A 17,383-nucleotide genomic window follows, 5' to 3' on the forward strand; every position below is an offset into this window, starting at 1 on the left:
TCCTCCCGGTTCTTTGTGCAGACGCAGCTAGCGCGGGAGCCCGAGCAGGCGTTCGGCGATGATATTGCGCTGAATCTCGTTGGTGCCCGCGTAGATCGGGCCGGCCAGCGCGAACAGGTAGCCGTCGGTCCAGGCCGACTCCTGTTCGGCGGCGGCGCCGTGCAGGTCCAGTGCGGTTTCGTGCATGGCGATGTCGAGTTCGGACCAGAACACCTTGTTGATCGAGGATTCCGCGCCCAGCTGCCCGCCCTCGGCGAGGCGGGTGACGGTGGCCCAGGTGTTGAGCCGGTAGGCCTCGGCGCCGACCCAGGCGTCCACGATGCGGTCGCGAGCGGCCGTGTCGGTGTCGGAAGCCGTGCCGCGCCAGAGGTCGATGAGTTTGGCGGCGGTGGCATTGAACCGGCCCGGTGCGCGCAGCGAGAGCCCGCGCTCGTTGCTGGAGGTGGCCATGGCGACCTTCCAGCCGTTATCGGCCGCGCCGATCACATCGGCGTCCGGCACGAACACATCGTCCAGGAAGATCTCCGCGAAGCCGGGCTCGCCGTCCAGCTGCGGGATCGGCCGCACGGTGACGCCTTCCGCGGTGAGCGGGAACATCACGTAGGTGAGCCCGCGGTGCCGTTCGGCCTCCGGGTCGCTGCGGAACAGGCCGAATCCCCAGTCCGCGAACGAGGCTCGGGAGCTCCAGGTCTTCTGGCCGTTGAGCAGCCAGCCGCCGTCGGTGCGCTTGGCGGTGGAGCGAATGCCCGCGAGGTCGGAACCGGCCTCGGGCTCGGACCAGGCCTGCGCCCAGATGTCTTCGGCGCGCGCCATTCTCGGCAGGATGCGCGCGAGCTGCTCGGGCGAGCCGTGCTCGAACAGGGTGGGCGCGAGCAGGAAGATGCCGTTCTGCGAGACGCGCCCCGGCGCACCCGCCGCGTAGTACTCCTCTTCGAAGATCACCCATTCGGTCAAGGAGGCATCGCGGCCACCGTATTCGGCGGGCCAGGCGACACAGGACAGTCGCGCGTCGGCGAGCTTCGCCTCCCACGCCCGGTGGGCCTCGAAGCCTTCCTTCGTGTCCATGGACGGCAGGGGAGTGGCGGGCACGTTGGCCGCCAGGAACTCGCGAACCTCGCGCCGGAATTCCTCTGTCTTGGCGTCGAATTCGAGATTCACCTATTTCGCCCCATCATTGTTCGTAGCGGCAGTGGATTCGCGGCTCGCCGCGGCAGCTTTCATCGATTTGGCGTTCATGCCGCCGAGCGGGTCCGTGCCGGCCTCGGCATTGTGGGCGTGCGCGAAGTGGTGCAGCCCGAATACCGAGTCCATCCCGGCGCGCATGCCCATCAGGTCCTCGCACTGGTTGACGGCCTTCTTGGTCAGCGCCAGGCCGAAGGACGGCATCTCCGCGATCTTCTCGGCGAGCGCGAAGGTTTCGGTCTCCAGGTCCGCGCGGTCGACGACCCGGTTCACCATGCCCCACTCGTAAGCCTGTGCGGCGGTGAAGCGTTCACCGGTGAACAGCACCTCCTTGGCCCGCCGCGGCCCGAGCACCCACGGGTGCGCGAAGTATTCGACGCCCGGAATTCCCATCCGCACAACGGGATCGGAGAAGAACGCGTCCTCGGAGGCGACGATCATGTCGCACGCCCAGGCCAGCATGAGCGCCCCCGCGATGCACGCGCCCTGCACCATGGCGATGGTCGGCTTGGGGATCTCCCGCCAGCGCCGGCACATGCCCAGGTACACCTCGGATTCCCGCGCGAAGCGCTGGTCCCCGCCCGGCCGGTCGACGTGGTCCCACCACATGACGGCCTTGTTCTCGTAGCTGATGTGGTGATCGCGGCCCGGTGTGCCGATATCGTGCCCGGCGCTGAAATGCTTTCCGGCGCCGCCCAGCACGATCACCTTCACCTCCGGATCCTCGACGGCCCGCACGAAGGCGGCGTCGAGGGCGTAGGTCATGACCGAGTTCTGCGCATTGCGGTAGTCCGGCCGGTTGAGCGTGACGACCGCGATCGGACCGCGCTTCTCGTAGCGGACGACATCGCCCTCATCCGGGATGGGACCCAGTTGCTCGCTCACGCCTTCTCCTCACGTAATTGCCGCTTGAGAACCTTCCCGGCGGCGTTGTAGGGCAGCTCGTCGCGGAATTCCACGTACTTCGGCATCTTGAAGTTGGCCAGCAGCGTCTTGGCATGCGCCAGCACGTCTTCGGCGGTGAGTGCCACACCGGTCCGGCGCACCACGAACACCTTGCCGACTTCGCCCATGCGCTCGTCGGGTACGCCGATGACCGCGGTCTCGGCGATGCCGTCGAGCCGGGCCATGGCCTGTTCCACCTCGGCGGGATACACATTGAAGCCACCGGAGATGTACATGTCCTTGAGCCGGTCGGTGACCTTCATGTAGCCGCGTTCGTCGATGACGGCGACATCACCGGTGTGCAGCCACCCGTCGGGATCGATGGCGGCGGCGGTGGCCTGCGGGTCGTCGAGGTATCCGCGCATCACCTGCTCGCTGCGCAGCAGCAGTTCACCGTTGTCGGCGAGCTTCATCTCGAAGCCTTCGATCACGCGCCCGCAGGTATTGGCGATGGTCTCGGCGGAGTCCTCAGGCCGGCACATGGTGCCGAAGCCCCCGGATTCGGTCTGCCCGTACGCGGTCAGCACCACCTCGAAATCGAGTTCGCCGCGCAGTCTCTCGATGAGCACGACCGGCACGGTGGCCGCGCCGGTGACCGCGACGCGCAGGCTGGACAGGTCCGCCTCGGCGCGGGCCGGGTGGTCGAGGATGGTCTGGTGGATGGTCGGCGGGCCGGTGAGCACGGTGATGTGTTCGTCGTGGATGAGCCGCATGGTTTCCCGCACGTCGAATACGGCCTGCGGCACGATGGTCGCGCCGGTGGCCAGGCAGGTGATGATGCCGGCCTTGTAGCCGAAGCTGTGGAAGAAGGGCGGCACCACCAGGTAGCGGTCGCCGTTGTTCAGGGTCGCGCAGTCGGCCCAGGCCCGCGCGCTGGTGAGCAGCTGGTGGTGCGCGATGAGCACGCCCTTGCTGCGCCCGGTGGTGCCGGAGGTGAACAGGATGTCCGAAAGATCGTTGGGCGACACCGATTCCGCGCGCGCGATGGCATCACCGAGGCTGACGGCCTCGGCCACCTTCTCCAGTTCCGACCACGCGATGGCGTGCTCGACCGGTTCTTCGCCCTCGACCGGAATGACGATGGTCGTCTCGATGCCCAGATCCGGTGCGGTGGCCCGCAATTCGGCCAGCCGATCGCGCCCCAGGAAGGTGCCCGTGATGAACAGCGCCTTGGCATCCACCCGCGACAGCACATCCGCCGCTTCGGCCGCCACGTACCGCGTATTGAGCGGGACGATGACCGCGCCCACGTAGTGCGTGGCCAGCAGCGCGGTGACCCAGTGATGGGTATTGGGCGCCCAGATGCCGATCCGGTCGCCGCGCTGCACGCCGCGCGCGAGCAGCGCGCGCGCCGTCTCACGGACCGAGTCCAGCAGTTGCGACCAGGTCGGCCGCACGGCACCGTCGGCGACAGCGGGCGCGTCGCCGTAGGCGGCGGCCGCCGCGTGCAGGGCCAGCGGTGTGGTCTGCGGAGGAGATGTCACGGGGTTTCCTCGCCGTCCGGGAATGGGTCTAACAAAGCAAGTGCTTGGTAGGTTACTCTACCGACGTGAGCATGATCCAGACCCCCGAACCGGCCAGCGGGAACACTCCTGCCGATGACGCCGAATTCCGTGCCGAGGTGCGGGAATGGCTGGCCGAGAACCTCAACGGCCAGTTCCGCGAACTGCGCGGTCTGGGTGGTCCGGGGCGCGAGCACGAGGCCTTCGACGAACGCCTCGAATGGGACCGCGCCCTGGCCGCCGCCGGGCTGACCTGCCTGGGCTGGCCCGTGGAATGGGGTGGCCGGGACGCGACCCTGCAACAGCAGGTCATCTTCCACGAGGAGTACGCCAAGGCCGACGCCCCGAGCCGGGTCTCGCACCTCGGCGAGGAACTGCTCGGCCCCACCGTCATCGCCTTCGGCACCGAGGCGCAGAAGCAGCGCTTCCTGCCCGGTATCCGCAATGTCACCGAACTCTGGTGCCAGGGCTACTCCGAACCCGGCGCGGGCTCGGACCTGGCCGCCGTGGCCACCAGCGCCTACCTCGACGGCGACGAATGGGTGATCAACGGACAGAAGATCTGGACCTCGCTGGCGCACCTGTCCGACTGGTGCTTCGTGGTCGCCCGCACCGAGAAGGGCTCGACCCGCCACCACGGCCTGTCCTACCTGCTGGTGCCCATGAAGCAGCCGGGCGTCGAGATCCGGCCCATCATCCAGCTCACCGGGACCGCGGAATTCAACGAGGTCTTCTTCGACAATGCCCGCACCGCAGCCGATCTCGTGGTCGGCGCGCCCGGCGACGGGTGGAAGGTGGCGATGGGCACGCTCACCTTCGAGCGCGGCATCTCCACCATGGGCCAGCAGATCCGCTACGCGCGGGAACTCGCCGACCTGGAGGCGGTCGCCCGCACCAACGGCGCGATCGAAAACCCGGTCATCGCAGACCGATTCGACAAGGCGTGGGTGGGTCTGCGGGTGCTGCGCGCACACGTGCTGCGCACCCTGGAATCCGGCCACGATGGAGCGTCCGTGGATGCTCGCACCGCGGCCGGGCAGGCCTCGGTCACCAAGCTGCTGTGGGCGAATTGGCATCGGGGACTGGGTGAATTGGCCATGGACGTGCTCGGCGCGCCGGGCCTCATCGCCGATGCCCCGGGTGACGATCTCAATGCCTGGCAACGACTTTTCCTGTTCAGTCGCGCCGACACCATCTACGGCGGCTCGAATGAAGTGCAGCGCAACATCATCTCCGAGCGGGTGCTCGGACTTCCGCGAGAGGCTAGGCCGTGACCGATCTGTCCACTGCTCCTGAAATCACCGGCGGCCACAATCTGCTGGCGGGTAAGACCGCGGTCGTCACCGCCGCCGCGGGGACCGGCATCGGTTCCGCGACCGCGCGCCGGCTGCTCTCCGAGGGCGCGGACGTGGTGGTCTCGGACTGGCACGAACGCCGCCTGAAGGAGACCGAAGCCGCGCTGCAGGCCGAATTCCCCGACCGCCGAATCGCTTCCGTGGTCTGCGACGTCTCCAGCACCGACCAGGTGGACGCGCTCATCGCCGCCGCCGCGCAGGCGCTGGGCCGCATCGACATCATGGTCAACAATGCGGGCCTCGGCGGCGAGACGCCGGTGGTGGACATGACCGACGAGCAGTGGGACAAGGTCCTCGATATCACTCTCAACGGCACCTTCCGCTGCACCCGAGCGGCACTGCGCTATTTCCGTGAGGCCGGGCACGGCGGCGTGATCGTGAACAATGCCAGCGTGCTCGGCTGGCGCGCCCAGCACGGCCAGGCGCACTACGCCGCGGCCAAGGCCGGTGTGATGGCGCTGACCCGCTGCTCCGCGGTGGAGGCGGCCGAATTCGGTGTGCGTATCAATGCCGTTGCGCCGTCCATCGCCCGGCACGCCTTCCTGGACAAGGTCACCTCGGCGGACCTGCTGGACCGGCTGGCGGCCGGTGAGGCCTTCGGGCGGGCCGCGGAACCGTGGGAGGTCGCCGCGACCATCGCCATGCTGGCGAGTGATTACACGACTTACCTCACGGGGGAAGTGATTTCCATTTCCAGTCAGCGTGCTTAGGGGTACCTGAGTCTCGACCATCGAGTGAATGTCGAACCTCCGGCGCACTCCCCGGCCCATCCGAAATTCGGGTGGGCCTTCGGTTTTCGGTCATGATGGCCGAATGCCGGGGGTCGGTCGGGACGCGATGTTTAATGAGCGGAAAATGGCTGGCGCACGGATGGTGTCATTGTGCAATCCTGGTTTAGGCCGGTTCCGCTAGTCGAAGGGCGCGACCCATGGGTCCGGATCGCCGACAACAAGCAGCCACAGAGGAAATCCACGAGGATTGGGAACTCGAGCTGGTGCGCGAGGTTGTCCTGGCGCGCCGAAGACTCGACAAGGTCGTGCTCGCCGCACTGACGTTCGGTGCGGAATTGCTCGATCACGATTCCGAATGCGCCACCGCCATGCGCGCGGCGCAGATTCTGGAACAGCACGCGGTGGACGAGTCCGACGTGACCCGCGATCCACGAGCAGCCCTGCGCCGCGACATGATCCGCGATCGTGATCGCGCCCGCCGGCTCGGCCTGTCCCACGAGACGGGCTACGGGGAGACGGAGGCCGAACAGCATCGCAGGAAACAGACCGAACTGCTGTGTGAAGTACGCGCCGACCTGCTGGAGGTGGTGCGCAGTTGCCGGCAGCTGCGTTTCGACCACAATGCCTTCGCGGACGGCATTGCGCAGGGATTATGTGCTGCCACAGACAAATTGGTAGTGGGGGCCGATATGGAGACGTATCGGGCCTGGCAGCGGGGGATGGTGCTGAAGATCATCGAGGAACCGACCGTCGACGGCACTCCCGCGCGGGTGATGGCGACCGTGGACGCGGGTCCCGGCCGGGCCCCGATGACCGTTGAGTGGGACAGTCCCGAACGGCGGCTGGCATTGGTGGCGCGGATGGCCCGAGCAGGGATTTCCCCGGTGGTCATCTGTGATCGGCTGCTCGCCGACCTGTCCGTGTCCTCGCCGCTGCGGTACTCGGTGCGCTGATCGCCGGGCCGTGTGGACCAAGCAAATGCTTGGTTGTATATTGAGGCGGTGACCTCACCTGACCCCTCCAAATCGGCACGTCGCAACGAACTGCTCGGCCTGGCCGCGAACCTGTTCGCGGAGCGGGGCCTGCGCGCTACCACCGTTCGTGACATTGCGGACGCGGCGGGGATTCTATCGGGGAGTCTCTACCACCACTTCGATTCCAAAGAAGCAATGGTGGACGAAATCCTGCGCGGCTTCCTCGACGACCTCTTCGGGCGCTATCGCGAGATCGTGGCCTCCGGCCTGCCCGCGCGCGACACACTGGAAGCATTGGTCATTACGTCCTACGAATCGTTCGACCGATTCCACGCGGCTGTGGCGATCTATCAGGCCGAAGCAAAACGCCTCAGTGACACTCCACGATTCGGTTACATCGCCGAATACAACAAAGAGTTCCGCGAGCTCTGGCACCAGGTGCTCGCCACCGGCGTCACGGACGGAACATTCCGTCCGGAACTCGATATCGAACTCGCCTACCGATTCCTGCGCGACACCGTGTGGGTGTCCGTGCGCTGGTACGCACCGGGTGGCCGCATCACGGTCGACAACCTGGCGAAGCAGTACCTGAGCATCGTCCTCGACGGGCTCACCAATCCCGACAGGGGTTGACCCACTCCTGGGGTACTCAGGGGCAAGCCCCTGAAACCCCTAATGAACCAAGTCGCAGTAGGAGTTCCAATGTCTGCAACCTCCCGCCGCCAGTATGCGCCCATGCGTGAGGCGTATGTGATCGACGCCGTGCGCACCCCCGTCGGCAAGCGCGGCGGTGCGCTCTCCGCCGTGCACCCCGCCGATCTCGGCGCGGCCGCCATCGAAGGACTGATGGGGCGCAACGAGATCGACCCGGTGGCCGTGGACGATGTGGTGTTCGGCTGCTGCGACACCATCGGCCCGCAGGCCGGAAACGTCGCGCGCACTGCGTGGTTGGCGGCCGGCTACCCGGAGTCCGTGCCGGGCGTCACCGTGGACCGGCAGTGCGGTTCCTCGCAGCAGGCCATCACTTTCGGCGCGCAGGCCATCATGTCCGGCACCGCGGAGGTGATCGTGGCGGGCGGTCTGCAGAACATGAGCGCCATCCCGATCTCGGCCGCCATGCTCGCGGGTCAGCAGTACGGCTTCGAGGGCCCCTTCGTGGGCTCGCACGGCTGGGATCACCGCTACGGCACCGGCGATGTGTCGCAGTTCAATTCGGCCACCATGATCGCCGAGAAGTGGGATATCTCCCGCCGCGATATGGAGGAGTGGGCGCTGCGCTCGCACGACCGCGCCCGCAAGGCCATCGTGGAGGGCAAGTTCGATCGCGAGATCGTGCCGGTCGGCGACTTCTGGATCGACGAGGGCCCGCGCGAGACCAGCCTGGAGAAGATGGCCGGCCTGCAGCCGCTCGCCGAGGGCAGCCGCATCACCGCCGCCCTCGCCAGCCAGATCTCCGACGGCGCGAGCGCCACGTTGCTGGCATCGGATTGGGCGGTGCAGGAGTACGGGCTCACCCCGCGGGCTCGTATCCACCACGTGAGCGCCCGTGGCGCGGACCCCATCTACATGCTCACCGCGCCGATTCCGGCCACCAAGTGGGCGCTGGAGAAGACCGGGCTCACCATCGACGACATGGACGTCATCGAGATCAACGAGGCGTTCGCGTCCGTGGTGCTGGCCTGGCTGCAGGAGACCGGCGCGAATCCGGACAAGGTGAACGTGAACGGCGGCGCCATCGCGCTCGGGCATCCGCTCGGGGCCACCGGCGCAAAGCTTTTCGCCTCGCTGCTCAATGAGCTGGAGCGGGTGAACGGACGATACGGCATGCTCACCATCTGTGAGGGTGGCGGCACCGCCAACGTGACCATCATCGAACGCCTGGGCTGAAGTCTCTTCGTCTTTTCGGAAGCCGCACACCGTATTCGGGTGTGCGGCTTTCGTCGTTCGCATCCGTAATGATCGGATTCGTCGGACGATGAATCGGTAGACGTAGAGAACTTTCGGTCCGGGGTGGGGCGCGAATGATGAACGAGAAGCTGCCGCGCAGGGGTTTCCTACTGGGTGCGCTCGGCGTGCTGGGCACGAGCTGCATGGCTTCGGCGGCCGCCGAACCGGTTCCGTTACCGCCCCCGCCGGTGCCCATTCCGCCGATACCGGCGCCGACCTACACGCCGCTCAACTATCACTCGCCGGCGCTGCAACCCTATGTGGATGCCCTGCCCATTCCCGAAACGCACGCCGTGGCAGGGCAATCGATCATCGCGACCGACGGGATGCACCGCTATCACCGGGATCTACCCGAGACACGCACCTGGGGATTCGGGCAGCCACTGCTGGGGCCGAATCTGGAGGCGCATCGGGATCGGGTGGCGCACATCAGTTTCCGCAATCAGCTCGGCGCGCATCCGCTGGCCCCGCATGTGGATCTCACCATGCACGGCGTCACCGAGCTGGATCGCACCGATCCGCGGTTCACCGTTCACCTGCACGGCGGGGTGAACACGCCGGACTCGGATGGGCATCCACTCATCAACTGGCGCAATGGCGGTGGCCCGAGCTATACCTACAACAACCGGCAGGAGGCGGCGACCCTCTGGTACCACGACCACGCCATGGGCATCAACCGGCTCAATGTCCAGGCGGGGCTGGCCGGAATCTATTACCTGCGAGACGAATTCGATACCGGGCGGGCGGACAATCCGCTGGGGTTGCCCAGCGGGGAGTTCGAGATTCCGCTCATCGTGCAGGACCGCACCTTCAATGCCGACGGCAGCCTGCAGCCCATGGTCGCGCGGTATATCCCCGAGGGATACAACCAGTCCGGTCAGTTCGGCGACACCTGCTGCGTGAACGGCGTGGTGTGGCCGGAGCTGGCGGTGCGGCGCACGCTCTACCGCTTCCGGCTGCTGAACGGATCCAACTCGCGGCCTTATATCTTCGAGTTCTCCAACGGCATGCTGTTCCATGTCATCGGCACCGATCAGGGACTGCTCGATGCGCCGGTGGCAACGCCGTCCCTGCGGGTGAGCAATGCCGAACGGGTGGATCTGCTGGTGGATTTCAGCGAGCTCGCGGACGGGACCGCCGTCGAGCTGATCAATACCGCCGAGAACGACCTCGGCAACGAGGTTTTCATGGTTCCCGAACTGCGCCGGATCATGCGGTTCGTGGTCGCCGGTCCCGGGCCCGCGGCCTCGATTCCGGCCCGGCTGCGCGGCGGGGACGGGCTGCCCGCGGCGCTGGAACCCCTGGCCCGGCCGGATCTGGTCCGCACCGCGACCCTCATCGGGTTGAACGATCCGTCCCGTGCCGCAGCCGTTTTCCCGACCATGATGGCGCAGAACAATCTGCCCTTCCTGACCTCGGACATCGATACGGCGCGCGCCGGCACGGTCGAGCAGTGGAACATCGTCAATACGACGCCGTTCGACCACCCCATGCACTGGCACCTGGCGCATCTGCGCGTGCTCGGCCGCCAGCCCATCCTGACCTCCGCCTACTGGCTGGCGAATCCGCCGCCCGCCTTCGGGGTGCGCTGGTCGAACTCGGCCGACGCCTTCGCCATCGGCCCCCAACAGGGCCCGCCGCCTTGGGAAGCCGGCTGGAAGGACACCGTCGAATGCCCGACCGACACCATCACCCGCATCCTCGTCTACTGGCCGACCCTCGACGAGATCGGCGCCGACCCCGATATGGCCATCCCGATACCGCCGGACGCGGAAGCCATGTCCCCGGCACCCACCGCCGATATGTCCGGCGGCATGTTCATGCCCGCCTCCGATTCCGGTCCCGAAATCCGCGGCTACGTCTGGCACTGCCACAACCTCGACCACGAGGACCACGACATGATGCAGCAGATCCGCGTCCGCCCCTGACCACCCGGTGCGAAGTCCCCACTCGCCCACCCGAACCCGCTCGCCGCACCTAACCTGCGAACCATGACAGGCGAGAGGCGACTGGCGGAGCTCGCCCGGAAGGCGCGGCGGGTACAAGACGCGGTAGCGCGGATCCGCGGGGCAGCCGTAGTGGGCGAAGTGCGGATCGAGGTCGCGCCGGATGGGCGGATCACCGGGCTGACCGCCCCTGATCAGGCTCTGGCACAAGCCGTTTCAACGGCCCACGCCGAGGCGCTACGCCGAGCACAAGTGCAAACTGCCACGCTGCGAGCCGAATTGGCCGACGACCCGATTGTCCGAGCGGCACTGCACCTTTTCGCGCCCGACGATCCCGCCCCACCCCCGCGCCTTCCGTTTCACCCGACGTCCGACCCCGAGGAGGTGAACCCCTACGCCCTCCCCACCCCAATCCGCCGCCGCTACGGCCTCGGCTAGCCGCGAGCGGGAACTGGTTGCGGCAAATCGCGAGAGCGGTCCACCACCGGATCCCGCTCGCGGGCGGCCGCACCGACGCGCTAGAGGGGGACCTGGAGTTGGCGGGCTGCCACGCAGACCTGCTCCCAAGCGATGGGGGCGATGGCGTCGACCAGGTCGTTGCCGTCGTCCAGTGGGGTCACGAAGACCGGGAGGCCGGCCAGCGCCTTGCGCGGGATGAGGATGATGTTGTCGTCGTTGTCGCGCAACAGGAGCCGGTTGGTGTACGGCATGATGCAGTCGCGGTCGGGGAGCAGGATCGAGAAGGTGACCTTCTCGAGGGATTCGGGGCGGGTGCCCTCGAAGGTGCCGGCCTGCTCGTAGCGCGGGTCCGGCCATTGGACGCGGCGCATGAGGGCCACCAGCTGGGCGGGCGCGGCATTCTCGAGCTGAGCGATCAGGCGGGGGCCCAGGCAGAGGCTGCGGTTGGGGCCGGGGAGGGAGATGACGCCGCCGTCGCGGGCGACGAGCTGGGCGGCCACCCGGATCGCGGAGGTCAACTGGTGCTCCCGCCAGCCGGCGTCGAAGACGTCGTCGAGTTCGCCGAGACTCAGTTCGCCGTGATCGGTTTCGATCGGCGATCCGCTGTGCACCGCGGCCCGTCGCACGATGCCGAGTGCGAGTTCGCAGTCCTCCTCGCACGATCCGACGGGCAGGTTGATCTCGAGTTCGTCGTCCTCGTAGTGGATGGTGACGGCTCGGGTGGACAGGCCGGCCCGGTACAGGCGGCGGCTGCCCTCGGTGACCGGGTCCGTGAGTTCCTCGCCGTACCAGCGCAGGTCGGATAGTCCGGTATCGATCACCGTCAGGGGCATATCCCCGTCCATGCGGATGGTGAAGGTCGCACTCATGGTGTGCAGCATGCCCGCCGGAACCGAAGTGCCGCACCCGAATAACACCTCATTGCCTGAATAACCCGAATCATCCGGATGACATCACGCCGCGGGCGGATCAGCCCGCGCGCGGCTGATCCAGGGTCGCCGCGCCATAGGGCAGTGGCACTACCAGCCAGGAGTGCTCTTCCGTATAAGCGGGATGCGGTGCGGCATCCGGATCGGCCGCGAGCCCCTCCACCCGCGTCCACCGGTCACCGCCCGAGAGGATGGTCTCGGTGTAGCGGTAGTGCAGATGCCCGTGCAGGTGCAGGGCGGGGTGCAGCGTCTCGACCACGCGCTGGATGCGGTCCTGATTGGGGAAGCATTCGGGCTTGTTCTTGCGGTTGAACTTCGGCTCGGTGGCGCGTGGCTTGTCGTGGGTGAGCAGGATGTCGACCGGCGAGCCGTCCGCGCTGAGCAGGGCGTCCAGCTCGTCGTCGGTCATCTCCTCCTCCGGGAACCACAGCGTCCCCGCGGTGACCGGCGTCCGGGCGGAACCGTAGCCGCGCCGCTTGGCGGCGTGCTCCTCCTTGCGGGCCTCCCGGGCCAGCCGCCAGCCCTTGTCGGTCGAGCGGGCGCCGCCGAACGCGGCGAAGGTGGTGCCGTCCCAGGTCCAGCGGTGCCCGCGCGGCGCATAGCGGAGATGCTTGCGGCACACCAGGAATCCCTCGTCGTCCCGCTGGTCGTCGTACAGCTCGTGCAGCAGTGAGCTCTTGTCGTGGTTGCCGTCCAGGAAGTAGACGGTCACGTCCGCCCGTTTGGCCGCCTTGTTCACCACGTCGAAGTACCGGCGGCCCGAGTGCACGTGCTCCCAGGCCCCGAAATCCCCCACCACGAACATGCGCGCGCAGTCGTTGCGCGCCGCGACCTGCACCAGCGTCAGCGCGTGTTTGGTGTTTCCGTGCAGGTCACCGGTTATCAGGACACTCCCCATCGGGATATGTTCGCAGCCGCGTGCATTTCCGGCATCCGCAAATCGCCGGGAGCGCGCTCGAATCGATCCCGTTCTACGCTGAGGTACATGAACTCTGTGTTGGTCACCGGCGCGGCCCGGGGCATCGGTAAGGCCATCTGCCTGCGCTTGGCGCAGCAGGGCTGGCAGGTGTACGCGGGCGTGCGCAAGCTGTCCCACGGTGCGGAGCTGACGGCGCAGGACCCACGCATCACCCCGGTGGTGCTCGATGTCACGAACAGCGAGCAGATCGCGGCCCTCGACGCGGTGCTGCCGGCCGAGCTGACGGCCGTGGTGAACAATGCGGGCATCGTCGCCGACGGCCCGGTCGAACTGCTCGACCTGGACGTGGTCCGAAACCAGTTCGAGGTCAACGTCTTCGGCGCACTCGCCGTCACACAGGCCGTGCTGCCGCGGCTGCGCGCCACCAAGGGCCGCGTCGTATTCGTCTCGTCGCTGAGCGGGCGCATCTCCACGCCCGGTATGGGCGCCTACAACTCGTCGAAGTTCGCGCTCGAGGGCCTGGTGGATGCCCTGCGAGTGGAGTTGCGCCCGTGGGGAATCCGCACCTCGCTCATCGAACCGGGGCCGATCGCCACCGACCTCTGGTTCGGCGCCACCGATACGGTGGACAACACCGCCGCGCGTCTCACCGACGAACAGCGCACCCTGTACGCCGGTCATCTGGCCGGGCTGCGCCGGATGACCCAGCAGATCCCGAAGCTGGCCGCCCCGGTCGAATCCGTGGTCAAGGAGGTCGAGAAGGCCCTGACCGCAAAGCATTCCAGGGCTCGTTACGTGCCGGGCCTGGCGGGCAAGATCCAGGTGGCCGCCGCCGCCCTCACCCCGACCCCGGTGCTGGACGCGGTCTTCGCCCTGGTGGCCGGGGTTCGCCGCAAGTAGGGGAGAAGCAGCAAACCGCCCCCGGGCGAGAGGTTCCGGGGGCGGTTCGTGCGCGGCCGACTGTGGTCACCGCGCGGTCCGGGTGCGTCAGGCGGGTGCGGTGACGCGGTACTGCTGCAGGCTGTCGATGCGCTCGACGGCCTCGGCGATGATGCGGTCGATGAGCTCCGCCACGGTGGGCAGATCCTCGATGATGCCCGCCACCTGACCGGAGGCCAGCACACCCGCGTGGGTATTGCCCTCCACCAGACCGGCTTTCAGCAGCATCGGGGTATTGGCCGCCATGATCACCTGGGACCAGGTGAGTTCCTTCTGCTTCCGCATGGCGAGACCATCTTTGATCATGGTCGACCACTTCATGCCCGTCATGCCCTTGAACTTGACGGCATTGGCGACGGCGGCGGCGAGACCGCGGTAGCCGCCCGAATGTTCCAGCTTCTGCACCAGTTCGGTGTTCAGCACGCGGTGGGGCATACCGTCGACCTTGGTGGAGACGACCGTGTCCTGCAACCCGCGGGACAGATACTCCTGCTTCACCGAGTCCGGGACGCTCGAATCCTGGGTGAGCAGGAAGCGGGTGCCCATGGCGACCCCGGCCGCACCGTAGGACAGCGCGGCGGCCAGGCCGCGGCCGTCGAAGAAGCCGCCGCCGGCGATGACCGGAATATCCACGGCGTCCAGCACGGACGGCAACAGCAGAGTCGTTGCGACGGAGCCGGTGTGGCCGCCGCCCTCGCCGCCCTGCACGATGACCGCGTCCGCGCCCCAGGAGGCGACCTTCACCGCGTGCTTGGCCGCGCCGATGGACGGCACCACGACCACGCCGTTGTCCTTGAGCCGCGCGATGAGTTCCTTCTTGGGCGCGAGCGCGAAGGACGCCACCTTCACGCCTTCGCGGATCATCAGCTCGCAGCGGTCGACCGCGTCGGAGGCGTCGGCACGGATGTTCACGCCGAAAGGCTTGTCCGTCTTCGCCTTCGTCTTGGCGATGGCCTCCTCGAGCTGCTCGAGGGTCATGGTGGCCGAGGCGAGAATGCCCAGGCCGCCCGCATTGGCGGTGCCCGCCACCAGGCTGGGTCCGGCGACCCAGCCCATGCCGGTCTGCACGATCGGGTGATCGATGCCGACCAGTTCGGTGAGCGGCGTCTTCAACCGCTGCTCGCTCATGCCGTCACCTCCTTCTCGCGGAAGCCCTTGGGATCGAGCACGTTCCGGATGATGTTCAGTTCTTCGTCGGTGGGCAGCCGGGTCTCGCCCGCCTCGGCCAGGCCCGCGATCTCGAACGAGGTGTTCGCGGCGACCTCGTCGGCGGTCACGCCCGGATGCACGGACAGCGCGCGCAGGGTGTGGTCCGGTCCGCCGAAGTCGAACACGCCGAGGTTCGACACCACCCGGTGCAGGTGGTGGAACCGGTACGCCGGATTCTCGGGATCGACCTTGTCGTAACCGATTCCGGAGACGATGTCGACGGTCTCGCAGAACACCCGCTTGTTGTGCTTGGGCACGAAGTAGCTGGTGGCGTGGTTGATGGTATTGCCCGGCGCGCCGCGCACCCCGAACATCTGCCGGGTCGGGTGCTGCAACGGACCGAACGCCGACAGGTTCTGATTGCCGTGCCGGTCGATCTGGTTGGCGCCCATGACCACGTGGCGGCGGCCGGAATTCACCACATCGAAGACCTTCGAGAACGGGATCCAGCCCTCGATGGGCGCCTTGCCGCCGATCGGCGGGACCTCGGCGAAGAACAGCGCCTCACCGTCGGACAGCAGCAGGTCCGGCTCGAAGGTGAGCCGCGCCAGCCGGGCACCGATGGTGGTGACGGTGGACATGGGGCTGGCCATGATCTCGCCCGCGCCCCGGAAGATCTCGGCGGCCGCGACCACGCAGACCTCGGCGCGAGTGATTGTGGTGGTTTCGCTCATTACTTCTGCTCCTCGGCGAAAGCCTTGACGGCGGCCTGATATTCGTCCTCCGACACGTCCAGGTACTTGGCCTTGAACTCGGCCCACGACTCCGGAGTCTTGGCGGCCTCGACGTAGAAACGCTGGAACTTCTCGTCGCGTCCGTAGCTGCCGGAGAAGGTGAAGTGCGCGCCGCCCGGGGCCTCGACCACGCCGTCGACCATCATGCGGTTGAGGATGAGGGCCTGCGTCGGAACGGCTTTCACCAGTTCATCGGTCTCGACCAGCCGGTCCACCGACAGGTAGCGCTTCTCGGCGGCCAGGGTGTACAGCTCGTCCATGTACGGGTCGACGCCGGTGTAGGCGGCATTGCCGTGCTTGTCACCGAGATCCAGGTGCACGAAGGCGGCATCCAGATTCAGCGCGGGCATCGCGACGAGGGTTTCGCTGCGGCCGTCGGCATCGGTGTAAGGGGACTGAACAGTTTTCAGCTCGCCCTCCCAGAAATCGATGACGGCCGAACCCAATCCGGCGCGGATGGGCTGGAACGGCAACCGGGCCGCGGCGGCCTGCAGGCCGCACTTGACCATGCCCTCGTCCATTTCGCGCACGGTGATCTCACCCTCGGTGCGCGCCTTGGCGAACCACGGGTCGTAGAACGGCGCGGAGTCCAGGGAGACGAAGCCGTAGTAGGCCTTTCGCACCTTGCCCGCCGAGCACAGCAGCCCGAGGTCCGGTCCGCCGTAGGTGACGACCGTCAGATCCTTGATGTCCGAACGCAGGATGGCCCGCACGAAGGCGAGCGGCTTGCGCCGCGAGCCCCAGCCGCCGAGGCCGATGGTCATTCCGCTGCGCAGTTCGCCGACGACCTCGTCGAGCGTCATTCGCTTGTCGCGCATGGTTTTCTACTTCTCCTTCTTCTGCGCGGCCAGATCGTCGTCGAAGCGGGCCCGGATCTCGTCGGCCACGCCCGCGAGGTTGAGCTCCATGGTGAAGCCCTGCTCGAAGCGGTACGAGCGGTGCACGTCCTGAACGTCGATGCCGTTGAGGGCCTTCTTGGCGGCGCGGATGACGCGGCCGTCCTTATTGGCGATGTTCTTCGCGACTTCCAGTGCGGCGGCGTCCAGTTCGGCGCGCGGCACCACCTTGAACACGGAGCCGTAGTGGTGCAGCTGCTGCGCGGTAAGGGTGCCGGCGGTGTAGAACATGGTCCGCATCAGATGCTGGGGGACCAGGCGCGACAGATGGGTGGCCGCGCCGAGCGCCCCGCGATCCACTTCGGGCAGGCCGAAGGTGGCGTCGTCGGAGGCGATGATGACGTCGGAGTTGCCGACCAGGCCGATGCCGCCGCCCAGGCAGAAGCCGTTGACCGCGGTGACGACGGGGACCTGGCAGTCGTAGACGGCGGCGAAGGCTTCGAAGCAGCCGTGGTTGGCGGCGATCAGCTTGGTGTGGCCGACGTCGGCGTTCATCTCCTTGATGTCGACACCGGCATTGAATCCGCGCCCCTCGGCGCGCAGCACGACGACCCGGGTCTCCGGGTTGCGCCCGGCCTCGCGGATGGCGTCGGCGAGGGCGAACCAGCCGTCGGACGGCAGTGCGTTGACCGGCGGATAGTCGACAGTGACGACTTCGACGCCCGCGGTTTCGGTGTGACGGTTGATCCCCATCGAATGTCCCATCGTTGGCAAAA

At 67.3% G+C, this 17,383-nt stretch carries 17 protein-coding genes; 8 read left to right on the top strand and 9 right to left on the bottom strand.

The features are described 5' to 3' along the window. Positions 1-27: 27 nt before the first annotated feature. From ACIP5Y_RS35170 to ACIP5Y_RS35180, 3 genes are read right to left on the bottom strand one after another with little or no spacing between them, the layout of a single operon-like run. On the bottom strand, positions 28-1,158 hold the full coding sequence (locus ACIP5Y_RS35170) for an acyl-CoA dehydrogenase family protein (protein ID WP_400356699.1): 1,131 nt from the start codon (positions 1,156-1,158) through the stop codon (positions 28-30). After that, complete coding sequence (locus ACIP5Y_RS35175) at positions 1,159-2,067, bottom strand: enoyl-CoA hydratase (RefSeq protein WP_400356700.1); 909 nt, start codon at positions 2,065-2,067, stop codon at positions 1,159-1,161. Further along, positions 2,064-3,611: a FadD3 family acyl-CoA ligase gene (locus ACIP5Y_RS35180; RefSeq protein WP_400356701.1), complete on the bottom strand. Its 1,548-nt coding sequence runs from the start codon at positions 3,609-3,611 to the stop codon at positions 2,064-2,066. The genes ACIP5Y_RS35175 and ACIP5Y_RS35180 overlap by 4 nt, the downstream gene beginning before the upstream one ends. A gap of 71 nt (positions 3,612-3,682) precedes the next feature. On the opposite strand from ACIP5Y_RS35180, the gene ACIP5Y_RS35185 reads away from it, so the two are divergent. The 7 genes from ACIP5Y_RS35185 (at position 3,683) to ACIP5Y_RS35215 (ending at position 11,020) form a co-directional block, all read left to right on the top strand. After that, positions 3,683-4,903, top strand: a complete 1,221-nt coding sequence (locus tag ACIP5Y_RS35185; protein WP_400356949.1) for an acyl-CoA dehydrogenase family protein — start codon at positions 3,683-3,685, stop codon at positions 4,901-4,903. After that, on the top strand, positions 4,900-5,694 hold the full coding sequence (locus tag ACIP5Y_RS35190; protein WP_400356702.1) for an SDR family oxidoreductase: 795 nt from the start codon (positions 4,900-4,902) through the stop codon (positions 5,692-5,694). The genes ACIP5Y_RS35185 and ACIP5Y_RS35190 overlap by 4 nt, the downstream gene beginning before the upstream one ends. Before the next feature lie 218 nt (positions 5,695-5,912). Further along, positions 5,913-6,668, top strand: coding sequence for a hypothetical protein (locus tag ACIP5Y_RS35195; protein WP_400356703.1), 756 nt, complete (start codon positions 5,913-5,915; stop codon positions 6,666-6,668). A 48-nt stretch (positions 6,669-6,716) separates the two neighbouring features. Further along, positions 6,717-7,322: a TetR/AcrR family transcriptional regulator gene (locus ACIP5Y_RS35200; RefSeq protein ID WP_400356704.1), complete on the top strand. Its 606-nt coding sequence runs from the start codon at positions 6,717-6,719 to the stop codon at positions 7,320-7,322. A 102-nt stretch (positions 7,323-7,424) separates the two neighbouring features. Continuing rightward, positions 7,425-8,576 (top strand): acetyl-CoA C-acetyltransferase, encoded by a 1,152-nt coding sequence (locus tag ACIP5Y_RS35205; RefSeq protein WP_400356950.1) that lies wholly within the window; start codon positions 7,425-7,427, stop codon positions 8,574-8,576. A 134-nt stretch (positions 8,577-8,710) separates the two neighbouring features. Further along, a complete protein-coding gene (locus ACIP5Y_RS35210; RefSeq protein WP_400356705.1) occupies positions 8,711-10,564 on the top strand; it encodes a multicopper oxidase family protein in 1,854 nt (617 codons plus the stop codon). A 63-nt stretch (positions 10,565-10,627) separates the two neighbouring features. Continuing rightward, positions 10,628-11,020, top strand: coding sequence for a hypothetical protein (locus ACIP5Y_RS35215; protein WP_400356706.1), 393 nt, complete (start codon positions 10,628-10,630; stop codon positions 11,018-11,020). A gap of 80 nt (positions 11,021-11,100) precedes the next feature. On the opposite strand, the gene ACIP5Y_RS35220 is transcribed toward ACIP5Y_RS35215, so the two are convergent. Further along, positions 11,101-11,910 (bottom strand): hypothetical protein, encoded by an 810-nt coding sequence (locus tag ACIP5Y_RS35220; protein ID WP_400356707.1) that lies wholly within the window; start codon positions 11,908-11,910, stop codon positions 11,101-11,103. Positions 11,911-12,010: 100 nt separating this feature from the next. Further along, on the bottom strand, positions 12,011-12,868 hold the full coding sequence (locus ACIP5Y_RS35225) for a metallophosphoesterase (RefSeq protein WP_400356708.1): 858 nt from the start codon (positions 12,866-12,868) through the stop codon (positions 12,011-12,013). Positions 12,869-12,955: 87 nt separating this feature from the next. Between ACIP5Y_RS35225 and ACIP5Y_RS35230 the strand changes: the two genes are divergently transcribed. Further along, positions 12,956-13,789, top strand: a complete 834-nt coding sequence (locus ACIP5Y_RS35230) for an SDR family oxidoreductase (RefSeq protein WP_400356709.1) — start codon at positions 12,956-12,958, stop codon at positions 13,787-13,789. Positions 13,790-13,876: 87 nt separating this feature from the next. Here the strand turns inward: ACIP5Y_RS35230 and ACIP5Y_RS35235 are convergent, their stop codons facing one another. From ACIP5Y_RS35235 to ACIP5Y_RS35250, 4 genes are read right to left on the bottom strand one after another with little or no spacing between them, the layout of a single operon-like run. Beyond that, positions 13,877-14,956 (bottom strand): NAD(P)H-dependent flavin oxidoreductase, encoded by a 1,080-nt coding sequence (locus ACIP5Y_RS35235; RefSeq protein ID WP_400356710.1) that lies wholly within the window; start codon positions 14,954-14,956, stop codon positions 13,877-13,879. Beyond that, positions 14,953-15,711, bottom strand: coding sequence for a CoA-transferase subunit beta (locus ACIP5Y_RS35240; RefSeq protein WP_400356711.1), 759 nt, complete (start codon positions 15,709-15,711; stop codon positions 14,953-14,955). Before ACIP5Y_RS35240 ends, ACIP5Y_RS35235 begins: the two co-directional genes overlap by 4 nt. Next, entirely contained in the window at positions 15,711-16,589 is an 879-nt protein-coding gene (locus ACIP5Y_RS35245) for a CoA transferase subunit A (protein WP_400356712.1), read from the bottom strand. Before ACIP5Y_RS35245 ends, ACIP5Y_RS35240 begins: the two co-directional genes overlap by 1 nt. A gap of 6 nt (positions 16,590-16,595) precedes the next feature. Then, on the bottom strand, positions 16,596-17,360 hold the full coding sequence (locus tag ACIP5Y_RS35250; protein WP_400356713.1) for an enoyl-CoA hydratase family protein: 765 nt from the start codon (positions 17,358-17,360) through the stop codon (positions 16,596-16,598). Between the last annotated feature and the right edge of the window lie 23 nt (positions 17,361-17,383).

Origin of the sequence: Nocardia sp. NPDC088792 (genome assembly GCF_044750615.1) — a bacterium.
Taxonomy (GTDB): domain Bacteria; phylum Actinomycetota; class Actinomycetes; order Mycobacteriales; family Mycobacteriaceae; genus Nocardia.